The organism is Prauserella isguenensis (assembly GCF_014191605.1).
Lineage (GTDB): Bacteria > Actinomycetota > Actinomycetes > Mycobacteriales > Pseudonocardiaceae > Prauserella > Prauserella isguenensis.
Window position 1 is genome coordinate 259,191 of record NZ_JACHWU010000002.1, and the last position, 18,054, is coordinate 277,244.

The window sequence follows — 18,054 nt, forward strand, 5'->3', positions numbered from 1 at the left end:
CCGCGGTGGCAGAGGCGCACAACGAGCCCGGCCGGCCCGTCGACCCGGCGGACCCGGCCGTCGCCGAGCTGATCACCCGCGGCCGGCTCGAGGTGCAGGGCCGGGTCGTCGACGCGTCCAATCTGACGCTGTTCGGCACCGTGGAGCTCGACGGGATCGCCGCCGACGTCGTGTACAAGCCCGTGACCGGCGAGCGGCCGCTCTGGGACTTTCCCGACGGCACCCTGGCGGGCCGCGAGGTCGCCACCGCGCTGATCGCCGAAGCCGCCGAGATCGGCAGGGTGCCGCCGACCGTGCTGCGCGACGGCCCGTTCGGCGAAGGCATGGTGCAGCTCTGGATCGACGTGACCGAACGCGAGCTGGTCGACGTCCTCGCACCCGAGGAGCTGCCCGAGGGATGGCGCGTCGTCCTGCGCGCCGAGGACGAGGAGGGGCAGCCGCTCGTGGTCGCCCACGCCGACGACGAGGAGCTGCGTGAGCTGGCGATCCTCGACGTCGTCGTCAACAACACCGACCGCAAGGGCGGGCACATCCTGCCGGGGCCGGGCGACCGGAGCTACGGCATCGACCACGGCATCTGCCTGCACGCCGATCCGAAGCTGCGCACGGTGCTGTGGGGCTGGGCGGGCGAACCGCTGGGCGACGACGTGCTCGACAAGCTGCGCAAACTCCGCTGGGCGCTGGACCGTGAACTCGGCACCACGCTCGCGCAGCACCTGACCCGCGACGAGGTGGCCGCGCTCGGCACACGGGTGGACAGGCTGGTCGAGGCCGGTTCCTTCCCGGTGCCGAGCGGCCAGTGGCGCGCGATTCCCTGGCCGCTGTTCTGACAACGGCCGCTGCTGCGACCACCTGTGCGCCCGCCGCGGACGCCGCGCCTTCGGCGGCGGGCGTCTCCGGAGACGCGGCGTGTCCGGTGGCACTCGGGTCGTGAGGTGCCGGGGCGTGGCGCTCCCCGGATACCGGAGCCGGGGCCGCTAGGTTTCCGCTTCGTGCGTTCCCATTCCTACGGCGACATCATGTCCGGCGCTCGCAAGCGCAAGATCCCCGAAGTGCCCGCCGAACCGGGACTGGTCGTGGAAGACCCGGCCAGCGGATTCTGCGGTGCGCTCGTCCGGCTCGAACACGGCAACGCGGTCCTCGAGGACCGCAGCGGCAAGCACCGCGTGTTCCCCCTCGGCCCCGCGGCGTTCCTGCTCGAGGGCAAGCCCGTGACGCTCGTGCCCGCGCGCGCCCCGCAGCCCGCCACGCCGCAGCCCGCGCAGTCGGCGTCGGGTTCGGTACACGTCGACGGGCTGCGTGCCCGCGTGGCACGGGACTCGCGGATCTGGGTCGAAGGCAAGCACGACGCCGAGCTCGTCGAACGCATCTGGGGCCACGACCTCCGCGTCGAAGGCGTGGTCGTCGAACCGCTCGACGGCGTCGACGTGCTCTCCGACGCGATCGCCGAGTTCGGCACGGGTCCCGGGCGGCGACTCGGGGTACTCGTCGACCACCTGGTTGCCGGCAGCAAGGAGTCGAGGATCGTCGAGGGCATCACCGACCCGAACGTGATGATCACCGGCCATCCGTACGTCGACATCTGGGAGGCAGTGAAACCCGACGTGCTCGGGATCGAGGCGTGGCCGCGGATCCCGAAGGGCGTCGAGTGGAAGCGTGGCGTGTGCGACGCCCTCGGCTGGGGCGAGACCTACGAGGGATGGCAGCGGGTGCTCGCCGCGGTCGGCAGCTTCCGCGACGTCGAAACGCCCCTCATCGGCGCGGTCGAACGGCTCATCGACTTCGTCACCGAGCCGGCCGACTGAGGCGTGGCGACGCGGGCGCACTACTCGCGAACCGACCGCGATAGACCGAACGGGTGAGCGCTCGGCCGTCGCGAACCTGAGCGAGGTCACACCTCGGTCACGTACTGTGATCCGGTTCATCTCGCCCGAACGGATCTGGGAGCATGTGCGCATGACAGCGGCACTCATCTGGCTCATCATCGGCGTCGTCCTGATCGTGGCCGAAGTGCTGTCGGGCGACTTCGTGCTGCTTATGCTCGGTGCCGGAGCGCTCGCCGCGGCAGGCGCGGAAGCGATCACCGGCAACATCTACATCGACGTCGCGGTGTTCGCGATCGTCTCGACCGGCATGCTGGGCCTCGTCCGGCCCGCCCTGAAACGCCGTTTCCTGGCCGGTCCCGGCATCAAGACCAATGCCGAGGCGCTGGTGGGAAGTCAGGCCGTTGCGATGTCCGACGTGGACTCGCACGGCGGTCAGGTGAAGCTGGCAGGAGAACCCTGGTCCGCGCGCACCCTGACCGAAGGAGACGTCATCGAGGCGGGAGCACACGTGACGGTCGTCGAGATCAAAGGGGCGACCGCCATCGTGTCCGCCGCGATCTGACCAGCGGCCACAGGCCGGCAACGGGCGGGTGAGCCGAGAGCGAGGGACAGCCAGTGAGCGCGAGTGTGGTGACGATCGTCGTGGTGGCGGTCGCGGCACTGTTCGCGGTCCTGGCCGTGCTCCCGGTACGTCCCATGCAGGCGGCCGTCATCGAACGCGGTGGCCGCTTCCACGCCGTGGCCGGGCCCGGGCTCACCCTCCGCGTTCCTTTCCTCGACAAGGTCCGGACCACCGTCGACCTGCGCGAGCAGGTGCTGCACATCCCCGCACAGCCGGTGGTCACCTCGGACAGGACGTCGGTGTCGATCGGCATCACGGCCTACTTCGCGGTGGTCGATGTCCGGGCGTCGGTCTACGACCGGCCCGGCGACCTGTACCGCGAGTCGGAGTCCGGGCGCGAGCGCAGCGTCGGTGAGAGCGTGGAGCGCGTCGTCACGCTCGCCCTGCGCGAGTTCGCGGGCACGGACGGGTCCAACGGGCCTGCACCCGACATCGTCGGAAACCGAGTGCGGGACGAGGCCGACCGGACCGCCATGCGCTGGGGTGTGCGCGTCCGCCGGGTGGAGGTGAGGCCGATGGAACCGTCGCCGTCCTCGCACGGTCCACACCACGGGCAACACCACACGAACATCCACAGAGGATCGAACAAGCCCTGACCGGGAATCCACGCGAGAACACGTGGCCACGCACGGCCCGGTCGCACAGTGAAGGGGAGAGAAATCAGGTGGAGACAACAGGACTGATTGTTGTCGCCGTCATCGCGCTGCTCGTGATCGTCGTGGTCGCGAAGGCGCTGATGGTGGTGCCGCAATCGCAATCGGCCGTGATCGAGCGGCTCGGACGGTTCCGGATGGTGGCCGGTCCCGGCCTGAACTTCCTCGTGCCGTTCCTGGACAAGGTGCGCGCGAAGGTCGACCTGCGTGAACAGGTCGTCTCGTTCCCGCCGCAGCCGGTGATCACGCAGGACAACCTGACGGTCTCGATCGACACGGTCGTGTACTTCCAGGTCACCGATTCCCGCGCCGCCGTGTACGAGATCTCCAACTACATCGTCGGTGTCGAGCAGCTGACCACGACGACGCTGCGCAACCTCGTCGGCGGCATGAGCCTTGAGGACGCGCTGACCTCGCGTGACCAGATCAACCAGCAGCTGCGCGGCGTCCTCGACGAGGCGACCGGCCGCTGGGGCATCCGCGTCGCGCGGGTCGAGTTGAAGGCCATCGACCCGCCACCGTCGATTCAGGACTCGATGGAGAAGCAGATGCGCGCCGACCGCGAGAAGCGCGCCATGGTGCTGACCGCCGAGGGTGAACGCGAATCGGCCATCAAGACGGCCGAGGGGCAGAAGCAGAGCCAGATCCTCGCCGCCGAGGGCTCCAAGCAGGCCTCGATCCTGTCCGCGGAAGCCGAGCGGCAGTCCCGGATCCTGCGGGCCCAGGGTGAACGTGCCGCCCGGTACCTCCAGGCACAGGGGCAGGCCAAGGCCATCGAGAAGGTCTTCGCGGCCATCAAGGCCGGCAAGCCGACTCCGGAGGTGCTGGCCTACCAGTACCTGCAGACCCTGCCGCAGATGGCGCAGGGTGACGCGAACAAGGTCTGGATGATTCCGAGCGAGTACGGCCAGGCCCTCGAAGGCTTCGCCCGCAAGCTCGGCGCTCCGGGCGAGGACGGCGTGTTCCGGTACGAACCGCCGAAGGACGACGACACGGAGATGCCGCCGCTGGAGGACGAGGAGGTCGCGTCCTGGTTCGACACCAAGTCGGACCCGAGCGTGGCCGAAGCGGTGCGGGAGGCCGAGAAGGTCGCGCGCCAGGAGGTCGGCCCGCTGCACGGTACGCCGCAGGCCCCGACGCCGCCGCCCGCGGCGCTGCAGGCGCTCGGCGGAGGTGCTCCCGGGCCGACGCAGCCGGAGACCGCTGCGGAGGAGGAAGAGCAGGGCGAGGCCCCGGAGCTTCCTCCGGGCCCGCCTGCGCAGCCGACGCCTCCGCCCACCCCGCCGCAGCAGGCTCCGCAGCAGCAGCAACCGCCCGCGGGACCGTACGGGGGCAACCAGGGGCAGCAGCCCCCTCAGGGCGGTCCGACCCCGCCGCCGCAGCCCCCTCAGGGCGGTCCGACCCCGCCGCCGCAGCCGCCGCAGGGTGGGCAGTACCCGCCGCAGCAGGGTCCGCCGTTCGGCGGCCCGCCGCGTCAGCAGTAGGCGCAGGCGAGAACGACGAAGGCCGGTTTCCACGTCACCTGTGGGAACCGGCCTTCGTCGTGTTCCGGCCCGGCACCGACGCTCCACGGCACCTGCCACGTGCCGTGTCCGACATCGCCCTCGAGGACGCGCACACGGCCTCGCCGAGGACCATCGCGGACGGCAACGCCCGCCTGTCTCTACTCCTCAGTGCAACGGAAGCAGTGCACCCCGCTCATGTGCTGGCCGGGAACCGAAGATGCGTCGGTCGCCCTCGTTGATGGGCACATCGTTGATGCTGGATTCCCGCCGGTTCATCAGGCCGTCGTCGGTGAACTCCCACAACTCGTTGCCGTAGCTTCGCCACCACTGGCCATGGGTGTCACGGCACTCGTACTGATACCGCACCGCGATGCGGTTGCCGCGGAATCCCCACAGTTCCTTGCGCAGTGCGTAGTCGAGCTCGCGGTCCCACTTGCGCCGCAACAGGTCGATGATCTCGGCGCGGCCGGTGACGAACTCGTCGCGATTGCGCCACACCGAGTCCTCGGTGTAAGCGAGTGCCACGCGTTCGGGATCCCGGGTGTTCCACGCGTCCTCGGCCGCCTGCACCTTCTCCACGGCGGTCTGCTCCGTGAACGGCGGGAACGGGGGTCGTGCCGTCATGGCTCCTCACTCAGGTCGAGAATGATCGTTCTCCGGATGGCTGCTAGCCTAGAGAACGTTCATTCTCCTGTCGAGGGCGAGGTGTCGCGTGGATCGGCAGGAGGCTCACGACCGGATCCTGGACGCGGCCGAGCAGCTGTTCTACGGGCGGGGCATCCAGGCGGTGGGTATGGCCGAGATCCGGCAGGCTTCGGGCGTCTCACTCAAGCGGCTCTACCAGTGCTTCGCGTCCAAAGAGGACCTGGTGGACGCGTATCTGCGCAGGCGGGACCAGCGTTGGCATCAGGCACTGGCCGAGCACATCGATCGCCACCGCAGTCCGGAGCGTCGCCTGCTTGCGGTGTTCGACTTCCTCGCGGCATGGTTCGATACATCGGATTTCCGCGGGTGTGCGTTCATCAACGCCTTCGGTGAACTCGGGGCCGTGTCAACACCTGTGGCCGGCTTGGCCCGGGCGCACAAGTGCGCCTTGCGTGCGCAGCTTCGCGCGCTTGCTGTCGAGGCCGACGCCGAGGACGCCGAGGCGCTGGCCGACCAGCTCCTGCTCCTGGTCGAGGGCGCAATCGTCGCTGCCGCCATGCGGCAAACCCACCACTGTCCCGCCGAACAGGGCAAAGCCGCCGCACGCGGGCTGCTCAACGCGCATCTCAGCACGACGACGCCGGACCTGTCCGCGCCGCCCGGCGAATAGGTCGGGCAGACACGACAGCGCTCGGCCACGGCCGGGACGCGCCACCGCTGCTCGCCCGGCCATGGACATCCCTTCGACCGCCCGGGCTCGCCTCCCTGAGGATCACCGAGGGATCACTGAGGAATCTTTTGACGGAACCGCTGCCCCGGACGGTCTACCCGCCGTCACTGGGGTGGAAGTGATAGGTCTCGCCGTGGTCGAGGTAGTGGAACTCCGCTGCGGTCGACGATGAGGCCGCGGCCTGCTTGATGTCGTCCAGTCCGGATTGAAAGACCGAGTAGTCGTTGTAGTGGATGGGCACCGCAGTGCGCGGATCGACGATTTCCACAGCCCGTACGGCCTGTTCGCCGGTCATGGTGACCACGGTGCCGAGCAGGGTGGTGCCACCGGCGTGCACCAACGCCAGATCGATGTCGGGGTAGCGCTGCGGGATGTCGTACAGCCGGTCGTGCAACAGTGTGTCGCCGCTGATGTAGAGCCGGAAGGACCGGTTCTCGCCGCGGCTGAAGTCCAGAACACTGCCCATGGTCGGCGGCAGCATGCCCGCCACCGGATCGGGGTCGTGCTTGGCCGGCATCGCGGTGACCCGCACTTCGTCCTCGCCCTTGGCCACGGTGTGGGACTGCCAGGTGTCCAGCGCGTGCCCCTGGGTGAAGCCCTGCTCGGACAGCAGCCCCACGGCGTGTTCGGTGGTGATGATGGGTACGTCCTTGTTCAGCTGCTCGGCGGCGACATCGTCGAAATGGTCGCCGTGGTGGTGCGAGAGCACGATGAAGTCCAGCGGTGGCAGGTCGTCAATCTGGCAGGCGGGCTCGACTTCGCGCCGCGCGTACATGCCGTGGCCGAGGTGCACGTGGTCGCCGGCGTGCAGGAACGTGGGGTCAGTCAGGATCGTGAATCCGCCGTAGCGAATGAGCGTTGTGGCATTGCCGATGAAGTAGACACTGCCTGCGGTGAAGTCGCCGGGCTCGGTTGCCGACAATGTCAACGGTGCGCTCATGTCATAACCCCTGTGTGCGGCGCTCGGTCCATGAATGCGGGAACTACCCGGTTCATGTCGCCCGTCAAACACCTCGCCGTGGGCCTGCTGTCCACGGGTGGGCAGCGCGTGACCACGGCTGATGCCGGTCCGGTAACGGGCCCGCGATGCGCTACGGTCGGTCGCGATGAGCGAGCATCCGGTTCCCCTCACGCGGTCGGTGTGGGCCGGGACGGATCCGTGGCCCGGGGCGTCCGACCCGGCCGCGTTGCTGTCGGGGATCGCGGACTGGCTCACCGGGTACGGCAACGTCCAGACCCGCCGGACCTACGCCGAGGGGTTGGGACTGCCCGGCACGAGCGCCGACGTCGAGGAATGGGTCCGGACCATCACCGCCTCCGCGGCCTCACACGTGTCCACACCGGACGGCGAGCCGCAGACCGGGTTCGTCCACGGCGGCCGGTTGCCCGGCACGGACTGGCGCGACGCGGTCGCGGCCTACGCGTCGGCGCTCCAGCTGAGCCCACCGGGCGCGAGTGCCGACGGAGCGGCTCGACGTCCGCCACCGGCACCGCGTGGCCGGTTACGGGCGGTCCACTGGTTCCGCTGGTGCGCCGCACGGGGACTCGACCCGCTGCGGGTCACCAGCCGCGACGTGAAGGCGTGGCTCGAGGCCGTGGCCACCGCAGGTGCCGCACCGTCCACACGCGATCGCCTCCTCGCGACAGTCAAGACCCTGTACGCCTACCTCGCCGAGGAGGGCCTCGTCACGGGGAATCCGGCGGCGCTGAGCAGACGGCGACTCGGCCTCACGACGGCGACGACGAGCACCTCGGCCACGATCACGCTGACCGGGCGGCAGGTACGTGCGCTCCACACCGCGGCCGCGGCGCCGCGCAGGGGAGCGGGTCCGGTGGATACCGCCCGTGCCGCCGCGGTCGTCGCGCTGTTCACCCTCGGCCTGCGCGTGAGCGAGCTGTGCGGGCTCGATGAGTCCGACCTCCACGTCACGCGGGGGCGACGGGCACTGCGGGTGCACGGCAAGGGCGGCAAGGCGCGCATCGTGTACCTCAGCGAGCCCGCCGAGGCCGCGCTGACCGAGTACCGGCTCCGTGTCCGGGATGCCGCGACCTCGCAGAACACGGCCTCGAAAGACCGGACGTCGAAGGGGGCGGCGCTGCAACGCGACCGCACCGGAACCGTCGACGAACGGCCGTTGCTGCGTACCCGCACGGGACGGCGTTTCCAGCGGCAGGCGATCTGGCAACTGCTGCGCCGCGTCGCCGCGTCGGCCGGGCCGGAACTCGCCGAGGTGGCCGACGCGATGCACCCGCACGCGCTGCGGCACTTCTACGTCACCACCGCCGTCGAGGCGGGCGCGGACCTCGCCCACGTGCAAGGCGACGTCGGGCACAGCAGTATCGACACCACCCGCAAGGTCTACGACCACGCCGCGCCGGATCCCGAGCGCAGCGCAGTCGATCTCGTGGCGGGGACGTGGTACGCCGCCGACGAGGAGCCCGAGTAGTGCGCGTCAAGGCCACCGCAGGCACCTCGTAGCCACGCTTGACACTCCCGCGTTCCCGCCTGAGTTGCTCTGCGCGGTGTGAACTGCGGCCACGTCGTGGTCAAACGCGGTGGGACCACCTCGAGGCGGTGAGCCGCCGGTTTCCCGCCGGTGCGGCTGCGGGCAGAGCTACTGGGTGGCGTGGTGCAGCTGTACGCAGCATTCGCCGGTGCGGGGGGCGAGGGTCGCCTCGACGGCGGAGGCGTGCAGCCCGGTGAGGAACCCCTCGAGGAAGGCATGGTTGATGCCGCAAACCAGGTCCGGGGATTGCGCGACCAGTGGGTGGAAGGGGCAGTTGAGCAGCCGCACGCACTCCGGTGACTGACGGGAGGGTTCGAATCCGTACCGGGCCAGCACGGTCTCGGCGTGGGTGAGTGCACGTTCGACGCCGAGTTTGCCGGGACGAAGCCGCTCCCGTTCGGTGGTGCCGAGTCGGTGGCCGCGTTCGCGGGCCGTGCGCAGGGCGGCGTGGTGGGCGGTTTCTCCTTCACCCTCGGTGAGCACAGCCTGAAGCAGGATGTCGGCGAGCAGGTCGTGCTGGCGGGGCGGGATGGTGACGCGGATGTCGACGTCGGCCGGTTCGTAGACCTTCGGGGTCCTCCCGACCTTGCGGATGCCGCCGACCGCTTCGAACCGGGCGGTCAGCAGGCCGGCGTCGACCAGCTTGTCGAGGTGGAAGGCGGCGAGCTTGCGAGAGATTCCGACCGCGGCCGCCGCGTCGTCGCGGGTGACCGGCCGCTGGGCATGGCGGATGAACTCGTACATCCCGCGCCGGAGCTCGTCGTCCAGGGCGGCCACGGTCGCGATGGGAAGTCCGGGGTTGTCGCAGCGTGCGTCCACCCCGCCACCGTAGCGCGGGTTCCGCTAATGCGAGTGCACCGAAACGACTTCGACCGTGCTGTCACCACCGCGTGCTTGCTTCTCGGCTCGAATAAAACTAACGTCCATTGGTGAAAAGGGAGGCGCTGTGGACGGTCCGCGACAACAGGCCAAGCACCCGGTGAGCGCGGCGCTGGCCGGCCCGTACGGGCATCCGTTTCATCCGATCCTGGTCACCGTGCCGATCGGAGCGTGGGTGGCCAGCCTGGTGTTCGACGTGGCCTCGTGGCTCGTGGTCGACCCCGGCTTCCTGGCACAGGGATCGGTCTGGCTGATCGGACTCGGCGTGCTCGGTGCCGTCGCCGCGGCCCTGGTCGGGGTGCTCGATCTGTTCGCCATCCCCACCGGCACCCCGGCGTTTCGACTCGGGTTGCTGCACATGGCGCTGAACCTCACGGTCACCGCCGCCTACGCCGTCAACTTCGTGTGGCGCCAGGCCGACTACGGCCGGCCCGGCCCGGTCCCGGCCGCGATGCTCACGCTCTCGGTGGCGGGCGTGATCGTGCTGGCGGTGGCGGGCTACCTCGGCGGCAAGCTGGCCTACCGCTACGGCGTCCGGGTCGCCGACGAGAAGACCCAGGCCACCGGATACACCACCCGCGACGATCCGTCCGGCCGCTGACCCCGGTGCGACCACCATCGTCACCATCACGACAGGAGACACCTCCCATGGCACTCGCAGCCTTGATCACGTGGTTGATCACCGCCATCGGCGGATTCGTCATGCTCGGCACCTGGGTGGCCAAAGGCGGCCCGAAGAAGAACAGCCACCTGCCCCCTGCGGTGATCGTCGGGCACTTCGCGCTGGCCGCGATCGGCCTGATCGTGTGGATCATCTACGTGTTCACCGACAACCACGCGATCGCCTGGACCGGTTTCGTCCTGCTGCTACCGGTGGCGCTGCTGGGATTCCTGATGCTGTTCCGGTGGATCCCCGTCTACCGCGCCAGGGCGGCCGCCGGCGCCACGGGCGGGCAGGACGTGGCCGAGAAACACTTCCCGGTCGGTGTGGTCGCCGGCCACGGGATCTTCGCCGTGGCGACGGTCGTACTGGCGTTGTTGGCCGCCCTCGGGTTCTGATGCCCACCACCAAGCCACCCACCCCTGCCGCACTGTCGATGGACGAGGACCTGCCCATGACCCCTGGCGCCGCACTGCGCGTCGTGCACGAGCCCGACACCGGCATCGACCTCGAGGCGGCCGAGCGCGCCGCAGGCGAATTGTTACGAGCCTTGGGGATATCCACCGACTCCGAGAGCCTGTCCGGAACCCCCGGCAGGATGGCCCGCGCCTACGCCGAGCTGTTCACCCCACGCCCGTTCGACCTGACGACCTTCCCCAACGAGGAGGGCTACGACGAGCTCGTGTTGGCCAGGGCAATTCCGGTGCGCTCGGTCTGCGAACACCACCTGCTGCCGTTCACGGGAGTGGCCCACGTCGGCTACCTGCCCGGTCAGCGCATCCTGGGGCTTTCCAAACTGGCCCGGATCGTCGAGCACTTCGCCTGCCGGCCCCAGGTTCAGGAACGCCTGACCAAGCAGGTCGCCGACTGGCTGGGAGAACACCTGCAGCCCAAGGGCGTCGGAGTGGTCATCGAAGCCGAACACACCTGCATGACCCTGCGCGGAGTCCAGGCCACCGGTGCCCACACCGTGACCTCCACGCTGCTCGGCACGCTGCGCGCCGACGCCCGTGCGCGCCACGAGTTCTTCGCGCTGACCGGCGTCAACGGCGCCTGAGTGCACGCCGCGTCAGCAACCTCCGTCCCGGGCCAGTGGGGTAGCGGCGGCGCGTGCCGGTCAGTGCTCGGGAGGCGCCGACGTGGTCGGATCCGCGGCTCGCGGGGCGCTGCGGACGCGCGAGGTCAGCATGATCATCGGAAGGAGCATCACGGCGAGCACACCCCCGGCCAGGGACAGCAGGGTGTAGCTGCCGGTGGCCACGATCATTCCGGAGGCCAGTCCGCCGCCGGCTCCTGAGACGGCGATGGCGACGTCGACCAGCCCCTGTGTTCTGGCGCGGGTGGCAGGCGGCGTGTTGTCGATGATGATCGCGGTGCCGCTGACGAGTCCGAAGCTCCATCCCAACCCCAACAGGCCGAGTGCAACGGCCAGTAGTGCGACCGACTGCGGCGGCGCGAAGGCGGCCAGTGTCCCCGCCGCCAGCAGGGTCAGCCCTGATGCGCCCGCGACCGGAATCCGGCCGTAGCGGTCGACGAGGAAACCGCTCAACGGCGACGGCAGATACATCGCGGCGACGTGGACGGCGATGACGACGCCGGCCGCGCCGACCGAGTGACCGTGGTGCTGCATGTGGATCGGGGTCATGGTCATGATCGCGACCATGACGAGTTGAGCCAGGACCATCACCGCGGCGCCGAGCAGAACGCGGCGCCGGTCACCGCGGTGGTCGGTGGCCGCGACGTCCGGTCCCGGGAGGCCGTCGGGGACGGAGTCCGCCAGAGCACGCGCCGTGAGTAGTGGGTCTGGACGCAGCAACGACCACAGCACCGCGCCGGCGGCGCCGTAGGCGATCGCAGCCAGTAGAAAGGGCCCGGCCAACGGTGGGATGTTCCAGGTCTGCGCCAGTGTGCCCAGGGGCGTGACCAGGTTGGGACCGACGACGGCCCCGAGTGTCGTGGCCACCAGCACGGTGCTGAGGGCGCGAGCACGGTGCGCAGGTGTCGCCAGGTCGGCGCCGGAGTAGCGGGCTTGCAGATTGGCGGCGGTGCCCGATCCGTAGAGGAGTAGTGCGACGAAGAGCAGGGCGACACTGTCGACGGTGGCGGCGACCACGACGCCGACGGCTCCGAGTGCCCCGACTACGTAGCCTGCGGCAAGGCCCGTGCGGCGTCCCCGACGTTGGGAAGTCCGTCCGATCAGGGCTGCAGCCAGCGCCGACCCCGCGGTGAACAGGGCAATGGGTAGTCCGGACAGGCCGGTGGTGTCGAGCATGTCTTCGGCCAGCAGCGCCCCGACCGTGATGCCCGCAGCCAGCCCCGCACCGCTGAGGATCTGCGCAGCTACGAGTACGGCGAGGATGCGCCGTTGGGCAGGGTGCAGCGCAGCCGCGGTCGCAGGGGTCATCCCGCTCCCTTCGGAAGAAGTGGTGGATCAGGCGGCGGTGAAGCATGCCGTCCGACCTTGCTGTCCGGCGCGGGTCAGGATTCGGCTCCGTCCGGTGGTGCGTCGTCAGGATGCGTGTTGCGGGAGAGAAGCTCCAGCAACACGCGTTCGCGGAGGCCGGCCGGGTCGTCGGGGGATTCCAGCACCGCGGTGTGCACGCGTCGGAGCACGCCGTCGAGGGCCACGCGGTGCCGGTCGGCTTCGGTCGCCCGGTTCTGCTGGCGTTCCGCGTCGCCGCGGACGTCCCCCAACTCCGCCTGCACGCCGGCCAGTTCGGCTCGCACGGCGGCGAGGCTCTGCTCGGCCTGCTGCCGTGCGGCTACGGCGTCGTCGAATCGCTGCGCGAGGTCCTGTTCTCGCTGCGTGGTCTCACGCAGCGAGGCGCGGGTGTCGTCGAGCTGGGCGGTGGCGGTCGTCAGCCGTTCGGTGAGGCTCTGTTCCAGGTCACGGCTCCGTGCGCGGTGTTCGTCGAGCGTGGCCTGCGCGGTGTCGCGTTCCCCGGTGCGTTCGGCCAGCTGCCGTCGCAACTCATCGAGGCGTTCGGTGAGTTCGTCGACCCGAGCACGGGCGACCTTGTTCTGGTCCTCGGCCGTGCGGGCCCGCTCGGCGGTCGCTTCCGCCGTGGCCTCGGCGCGCGCCTGCGCGAGCGCGGCGGCTTCGGCGGTCGCCGTGGCCTGCTGTGCGGTGTCCTGGGCCGCGTCCGCGTCGGCCGTTGCCCGGTCGGCCTCGGCGATGGCCGCCTCCCGGAGTCGGTCGGATTCGGCCGCCCGTTCCTCCGCGTCGACCTGTGCGCTTCGGGCCCGCTCGGCGGCGGCCTCCGCCTCGTCGGCCCGGGCCGCTGCGGCTGTCAGTTCGTCCTGCATGCGTGCCGTGACGTCGTCGAGTGCGCCGCCGAGTGCTTGCAGTGGTTCGAGGATCCGTCCGGCGGCTTCGGCGAACATGTCGGTCGCGTCGCGCAAGGCCGTCGGGGGATCGGTGTCGCCGAGCGCGGTGCGGAGCGCGTGTTCGGCGGCCGCGAGTTGCTTGCACGTCTTGTCGCCCGGCCACCGGCGGTCCGGGCAGAACTCGTAAGGCCGCCCCCCACGCGGGCCCGGCGGCGGGAGGGGCCGTCTGCAATGCCGGAAGCCGCACTGCGCCGCCTGTGGGTCCGTCACGTGCACCGTCACACTTTCCGCGCTCATGCAGCCACCCTAGTTCAGAGTTATCTATGCCTTAACACGGGTTCTGGTTGCACTAACTATAATCATGGACCGCTACAGAAGATATATTTTGTAGCCGAGGTATCGGAGGGTTCGCGGCGGCTCGATGGAGGGCCTTGCAGGCGGTGATGAGTCGCGTTTATCCCCACGCAGGAGGGCTTCCCGCGGGGCGGGAGAGCGACATCCGCGGACCGAGGCCGTCTGAAGCCGTGCGACACGGGGGCACAGAGCCCGAGTCCTACGGGCGGTCGCCGGAGGTGTCCCGAACGGAGGTGGAGCGGTCCTTCGGCCTCGACATCGCGGGACGCGTGCGGCGTGGTGCCCCGATGTCGGTGGCCGCGCACACGGAGCGCCCGCGGGTCTGGCCGGTGCCCGCGGAGCGTCAGCCGGCGCCGATGAGGTGCGCGCCGGTATCGGGCCGCCACGTGCTCGTGATGTGGCGACCGGACCTGTGGCGACCGGACCGCATCAGGCCATCGCCATCGCAGTGTCCGACTGCGGTGGCGGGCTCGTGGTGAGGGCGAACTCGGAGCGGGAGTGGGCCGCCGGGAGTGCGCTGACGCCGGTCGCTTGCAGCATGGCGTGCAGGTGGGGCGCCGCGTTGACGACGTCGAAGGGAATGTGCCGGTGGGTCGCGTACGTGTGTACGGCGATCAGGAGATCGAGCCCGGCGGTATCGATGGTCGTGGCCGGGGCCAGGTCCACCACGGTTTCCGGTGGCCCGCTCAACACATGCGGCCAGAGCCGCTCGGCCAGCAGGGCGGTGCTCGAACCGGCGAGGTCCCCCTCCACTGTGAACACAGCGGAGGGGGTCGTGATCAGGTTGTAGTCGGCCCGCATCGGGGCTCCTATACGCGTCGAAGGATCCCGTGGCCCGGCGCAACGTCGAGAGTTGCGGCTGCAGGCCACAGGAAAGGAAGTGGCGAGGTTCCGGGAGCCGGCCCGTGGGGGATGCGCTCGGCTCAACCGGAAGAAGGACTGGACGACAGCAGGCTACGGGCGGCCGCTTCTGCGCGCCCGGTGGTGGGCAGCGTGGTCACGGCGGCCGGGGTGCTGTGGGATCGGATCGGTTGGGCCCGTCTCAACCGCACCGCATGGTGGCGAGCGCGGGAGGTGGGCCGGGTGACCGCGGTTCCCGGCCCGCACACGAGGTGCGGGCCGGGAGAAACTCAGCGGAGTCTCAGGCCACGCGCACGACGTCGGCCTGCGGACCCTTAGGGCCCTGGCTGACGTCGTAGGTCACCTGCTGGTTCTCCTCGAGGGTCCGGAACCCGGCCGCGTCGATGGCCGAGTAGTGCACGAACACGTCCGGCCCGCCCTCGTCCGGGGCGATGAAGCCGAAGCCCTTTTCCGAGTTGAACCACTTCACGGTTCCGTTGATCATGACTGTCTCCTTCGGGAGCTGGGATATACGGACGCACCACACCGTGTGGAGGCCCGGGCCGGCGATCTCAGACGGCGGCTTACTCCAGCTACAACCAAAGAAAGAAGCTCGCCCGCATCAACATCCTGCGAGCATGCACAAAACACGAACCCAGAAAACTACGACCACCGCCCACACTACACGCTTCGGATGCCGCCGGCACCCGATGTGCCCCGGCGAACACCCTCGGCCAACGCCGCGGCGTCCGAACCGTCGAGTTGCTCGCGCCGATGCGGCTGGTCAGGCGGCTGCGAACCTGTCGGTGGCGTTGAGCAGAACGTCGAGCATGCCCGGCTCGTCGAAGGCGTGGCCTGCGTCGTGCAACAGCGCGGGGCGCCGGCGCCGAACCGAGCCTGGCGTCAACCTACGTTGACCCGAGGGCAGGGTCAACCTGGGTTGACCCTGCCCTCGGGTCAACGTAGGTTGACTCCATGGATGAGACGTTGACCGCACTCGCCGCAGGCGCCGATGGCCCCGATCCGTTGGCCGCGCTGCGAGCAGCGGCCGAGCTGCGCCGCGAGCTCGATCGGAGGGAAGCGGTGGCTGTTCGGCGAGCCCGCGTTCAGGGCGTGCTCTGGACGGATATCGCAGGGGCCCTCGGGGTGTCCAAACAGGCCGTCCACAAGAAATACGGTGGCAACCGGCTACTGCCCGGGAACCGCTGACACCGAGGTCGTGCTACCGGCGGTATTCGTCGGCTGGTCCTACGGCGGACGACTCGTCCTGCAACACATTGCGGACACGGTCGCAAGCCCGGAGTACGAATAAGAACGAAAGCCTGGGAAGCGTCTACGCGCGGGCGCGCTGACACACCGTCGCCCCACGAACGGACCGGACCTCAGCGGGGCGTCACGCGCTCCGGGATCGGGCGTTTCGGGGTGACGCCGTCGCCGGACGAGGTTCCGGTCAGGCGCCGGTGAATCCAAGGCACGACGTGGGTGCGCAGCCATCGGAGGTTCTCGCTGCGCCGCTGTGCCGGAGCGTCGGCAGGGATGGGCAGGTCGACCGGCCGCAGGGTGTGGCCGGCTCCGAGGGTGTCGAGCACGGCCGTGGCGACCGTCCGATGGCCGTCGGGGCCGAGGTGGATGCGGTCGTCGGACCACATGCGACGGTCCCGCAGGACGCGCATCGCCCACATGTCCACGACGAGAGCACGGTGGCGTGCCGCGATGAGCCGGACGTGCTCGTTGTAGACCGCCGTGCGGCCCCGCATCTTCCGGAACACCGGATCGGCCACGCCGTCGACGCCGGTGAACAGCACGACCGTCGCACCGGTGGCGGCGAGCTTGCCGATCGCCTCGTCGTAGATCTCGGCCAGACCGTCGATGTCGGGCCGGGGCCGCATCAGGTCGTTGCCTCCAGCGTAGAGCGTCACCAGGTCCGGGTGCAGCGCCAGTGCGGGATCGAGCTGTTCGGCGACGACCTGGTGGAGCAACCGGCCGCGCACCGCCAGGTTCGCGTAACCGAGGGCCGGGTTCGCCGCGGCGAGCGACTCGGCGACGAGATCGGCCCACCCGCGGACGCCGTTCGGATAATCGGGGTCGTCGTCACCGACCCCTTCGGTGAACGAATCTCCCAGTGCGACGAACCGCTCGAACATGATCCCGACTCTAGTCAGCGGGCACCTGTGACCGGGCACGCACCGGACGAGAAGCGGCCTACCGCCGCAGGTTCCCGGTGCCCGATGCAACCGTAGTGTCCGCCTCCGCGTCGTAGCCGCGGACGGGTGGGGCCGTCTCGCGCGACGCCCCCACCGCCACAACCGAACAGTGACACGAAGGCCGCGAGACAACCGACGGTCACCTCGTGGCCGAGTAGGAAACCTGGGGGGTTTCGTCATCATGAGACGACGAGTGAAACTCGGCGTCGTGGCGCTGAGTGCGATCTTCGGAGCGACTCTCGCTCCGCCGGCTGCGGCCGCGGTGCCCATCTCGTGGCGCAGCCACCGGTTCACGAAGCTCGCCTCGGGCTACACGCGGACGCACCCGGGCGAAGCGGGTGTCACACCCGCCCGGTTCGTGACGTGGGTCAAGCTGAAACTGCGCGGCACGAACAAGAAGGTCATCGTGGTGACCACGCACCTGATCTCCGGTGCGTGGTCCACACACCCGGAGCGGTGGGAGCGCTGGTACACGCACATGCGCACGCTGCGCGGCAAGGTGCGGGCGCTGCACTCGAACCACCCGAACGCTCGGCTCTTCGTGGTGGGTGATTTCAACCGGCGGAGGGCGCTGCCGATGCCCTCGCCGCTGAAGTACACGCCGATCAAGGGCGTGCCGGGCGTGCGGCTCGACCATATGTACGCGCCGACGAACGTGCAGCACTCCAAGGCGTTGCAGCGCCCGAGGTGGGGTTCGGACCACCACGCCTACACGATGCGGGCCCGGCTGTAACCGCGGTCGAAACACCGCTGTCGCACCGGTGACGCGGCGCAGGGGCCTCAGTGGGGCAGCAGTTCGAAGTCCTCGAAGTCGAAGCCGGGGGAGACGATGCACGACACGAGCACCTCGGTGTCGTCGGCGGGCCGCGCGGTCTGCCACACGCCCGCGGGCACGAGTACCTGGAGGTGCTGGCCGTCCTCGACCGCGGGGCCGAGCGTGGAGGTCTGCGGCGCGGTGTCGGGCTCGCCACCGGAGCCGCCGAGTTGCAGGGTCAGCGGACCGCCGCGGTGCCAGAGCCACAGCTCGTCACTGCGGACGCGGTGCCACGCCGATTCCTCCCCCGGAGCGAGCAGGTAGTGGATGCCGGTCGCCGCGGAGCGGTCGCCGGGATAGCCCTCCGGCCGGAACGTGTGGCCGGCGACCCAGGTCTGCCGGAACCACCCGCCTTCGGGATGTGGTTCGAGGTCGAGGGCCGCGGCGAGCGGCGGCCGTTGCGGGGTCGACATGGCCGCGGAGTCTAGCCCGCACACACGTCGGGGCGGGACGGCCGCGAAAGCCTCCCGCCCCGACGTTCCCCGTC

The 18,054-nt window shown here is 69.9% G+C and carries 21 protein-coding genes; 12 read left to right on the plus strand and 9 right to left on the minus strand.

What is annotated here, in order from left to right:
• Positions 1-5: 5 nt before the first annotated feature.
• From FHS23_RS09650 to FHS23_RS09670, 5 genes are all read left to right on the plus strand, one after another.
• Positions 6-830, plus strand: a complete 825-nt coding sequence (locus tag FHS23_RS09650) for an SCO1664 family protein (RefSeq protein WP_183651942.1) — start codon at positions 6-8, stop codon at positions 828-830.
• 162 nt (positions 831-992) lie between these two features.
• Complete coding sequence (locus tag FHS23_RS09655) at positions 993-1,805, plus strand: DUF3097 family protein (RefSeq protein ID WP_183651946.1); 813 nt, start codon at positions 993-995, stop codon at positions 1,803-1,805.
• A 151-nt stretch (positions 1,806-1,956) separates the two neighbouring features.
• Entirely contained in the window at positions 1,957-2,388 is a 432-nt protein-coding gene (locus tag FHS23_RS09660; protein ID WP_183651949.1) for an NfeD family protein, read from the plus strand.
• A gap of 53 nt (positions 2,389-2,441) precedes the next feature.
• On the plus strand, positions 2,442-3,044 hold the full coding sequence (locus FHS23_RS09665; protein ID WP_183651952.1) for an SPFH domain-containing protein: 603 nt from the start codon (positions 2,442-2,444) through the stop codon (positions 3,042-3,044).
• Between the two features lie 140 nt (positions 3,045-3,184).
• Positions 3,185-4,585, plus strand: a complete 1,401-nt coding sequence (locus FHS23_RS09670) for an SPFH domain-containing protein (protein WP_246382025.1) — start codon at positions 3,185-3,187, stop codon at positions 4,583-4,585.
• A 186-nt stretch (positions 4,586-4,771) separates the two neighbouring features.
• Here FHS23_RS09670 and FHS23_RS09675 read toward each other — a convergent pair whose 3' ends face one another.
• Positions 4,772-5,230, minus strand: coding sequence for a nuclear transport factor 2 family protein (locus tag FHS23_RS09675; protein WP_183651958.1), 459 nt, complete (start codon positions 5,228-5,230; stop codon positions 4,772-4,774).
• Positions 5,231-5,318: 88 nt separating this feature from the next.
• On the opposite strand from FHS23_RS09675, the gene FHS23_RS09680 reads away from it, so the two are divergent.
• Positions 5,319-5,921: a TetR family transcriptional regulator gene (locus FHS23_RS09680; RefSeq protein ID WP_183651961.1), complete on the plus strand. Its 603-nt coding sequence runs from the start codon at positions 5,319-5,321 to the stop codon at positions 5,919-5,921.
• A gap of 154 nt (positions 5,922-6,075) precedes the next feature.
• On the opposite strand, the gene FHS23_RS09685 is transcribed toward FHS23_RS09680, so the two are convergent.
• Positions 6,076-6,921: an MBL fold metallo-hydrolase gene (locus FHS23_RS09685; RefSeq protein ID WP_183651964.1), complete on the minus strand. Its 846-nt coding sequence runs from the start codon at positions 6,919-6,921 to the stop codon at positions 6,076-6,078.
• A gap of 166 nt (positions 6,922-7,087) precedes the next feature.
• On the opposite strand from FHS23_RS09685, the gene FHS23_RS09690 reads away from it, so the two are divergent.
• Positions 7,088-8,428 (plus strand): tyrosine-type recombinase/integrase, encoded by a 1,341-nt coding sequence (locus tag FHS23_RS09690; protein WP_183651967.1) that lies wholly within the window; start codon positions 7,088-7,090, stop codon positions 8,426-8,428.
• A 168-nt stretch (positions 8,429-8,596) separates the two neighbouring features.
• On the opposite strand, the gene FHS23_RS09695 is transcribed toward FHS23_RS09690, so the two are convergent.
• Entirely contained in the window at positions 8,597-9,307 is a 711-nt protein-coding gene (locus FHS23_RS09695; RefSeq protein ID WP_343053792.1) for a helix-turn-helix transcriptional regulator, read from the minus strand.
• Between the two features lie 127 nt (positions 9,308-9,434).
• On the opposite strand from FHS23_RS09695, the gene FHS23_RS09700 reads away from it, so the two are divergent.
• From FHS23_RS09700 to folE, 3 genes are read left to right on the plus strand one after another with little or no spacing between them, the layout of a single operon-like run.
• Positions 9,435-9,968: a DUF2231 domain-containing protein gene (locus tag FHS23_RS09700; protein ID WP_183651970.1), complete on the plus strand. Its 534-nt coding sequence runs from the start codon at positions 9,435-9,437 to the stop codon at positions 9,966-9,968.
• Positions 9,969-10,015: 47 nt separating this feature from the next.
• The gene (locus tag FHS23_RS09705) at positions 10,016-10,426 is read left to right on the plus strand and encodes a hypothetical protein (RefSeq protein ID WP_183651973.1); all 411 of its coding nucleotides are present in this window, start codon (positions 10,016-10,018) and stop codon (positions 10,424-10,426) included.
• Between the two features lie 56 nt (positions 10,427-10,482).
• Positions 10,483-11,085, plus strand: coding sequence for a GTP cyclohydrolase I FolE (folE, locus tag FHS23_RS09710; RefSeq protein ID WP_183653713.1), 603 nt, complete (start codon positions 10,483-10,485; stop codon positions 11,083-11,085).
• A 60-nt stretch (positions 11,086-11,145) separates the two neighbouring features.
• Here folE and FHS23_RS09715 read toward each other — a convergent pair whose 3' ends face one another.
• The 4 genes from FHS23_RS09715 to FHS23_RS09730 form a co-directional block, all read right to left on the minus strand.
• Positions 11,146-12,432: an MFS transporter gene (locus FHS23_RS09715; protein ID WP_183651976.1), complete on the minus strand. Its 1,287-nt coding sequence runs from the start codon at positions 12,430-12,432 to the stop codon at positions 11,146-11,148.
• A 74-nt stretch (positions 12,433-12,506) separates the two neighbouring features.
• Positions 12,507-13,652: a coiled-coil domain-containing protein gene (locus FHS23_RS09720; RefSeq protein ID WP_183651978.1), complete on the minus strand. Its 1,146-nt coding sequence runs from the start codon at positions 13,650-13,652 to the stop codon at positions 12,507-12,509.
• Between the two features lie 486 nt (positions 13,653-14,138).
• Entirely contained in the window at positions 14,139-14,510 is a 372-nt protein-coding gene (locus FHS23_RS09725; RefSeq protein WP_183651981.1) for an STAS domain-containing protein, read from the minus strand.
• A gap of 340 nt (positions 14,511-14,850) precedes the next feature.
• On the minus strand, positions 14,851-15,054 hold the full coding sequence (locus FHS23_RS09730) for a cold-shock protein (protein WP_183651984.1): 204 nt from the start codon (positions 15,052-15,054) through the stop codon (positions 14,851-14,853).
• Between the two features lie 470 nt (positions 15,055-15,524).
• Here FHS23_RS09730 and FHS23_RS09735 point away from each other — a divergent pair, with 470 nt between their 5' ends.
• The gene (locus FHS23_RS09735; RefSeq protein WP_183651987.1) at positions 15,525-15,758 is read left to right on the plus strand and encodes a hypothetical protein; all 234 of its coding nucleotides are present in this window, start codon (positions 15,525-15,527) and stop codon (positions 15,756-15,758) included.
• A 173-nt stretch (positions 15,759-15,931) separates the two neighbouring features.
• Here the strand turns inward: FHS23_RS09735 and FHS23_RS09740 are convergent, their stop codons facing one another.
• On the minus strand, positions 15,932-16,693 hold the full coding sequence (locus FHS23_RS09740) for an SGNH/GDSL hydrolase family protein (RefSeq protein WP_183651990.1): 762 nt from the start codon (positions 16,691-16,693) through the stop codon (positions 15,932-15,934).
• A gap of 241 nt (positions 16,694-16,934) precedes the next feature.
• Between FHS23_RS09740 and FHS23_RS09745 the strand changes: the two genes are divergently transcribed.
• Complete coding sequence (locus tag FHS23_RS09745) at positions 16,935-17,486, plus strand: endonuclease/exonuclease/phosphatase family protein (RefSeq protein WP_183651994.1); 552 nt, start codon at positions 16,935-16,937, stop codon at positions 17,484-17,486.
• Between the two features lie 47 nt (positions 17,487-17,533).
• Here the strand turns inward: FHS23_RS09745 and FHS23_RS09750 are convergent, their stop codons facing one another.
• Positions 17,534-17,980 (minus strand): cupin domain-containing protein, encoded by a 447-nt coding sequence (locus FHS23_RS09750; RefSeq protein WP_183651997.1) that lies wholly within the window; start codon positions 17,978-17,980, stop codon positions 17,534-17,536.
• Positions 17,981-18,054 lie beyond the last annotated feature (74 nt).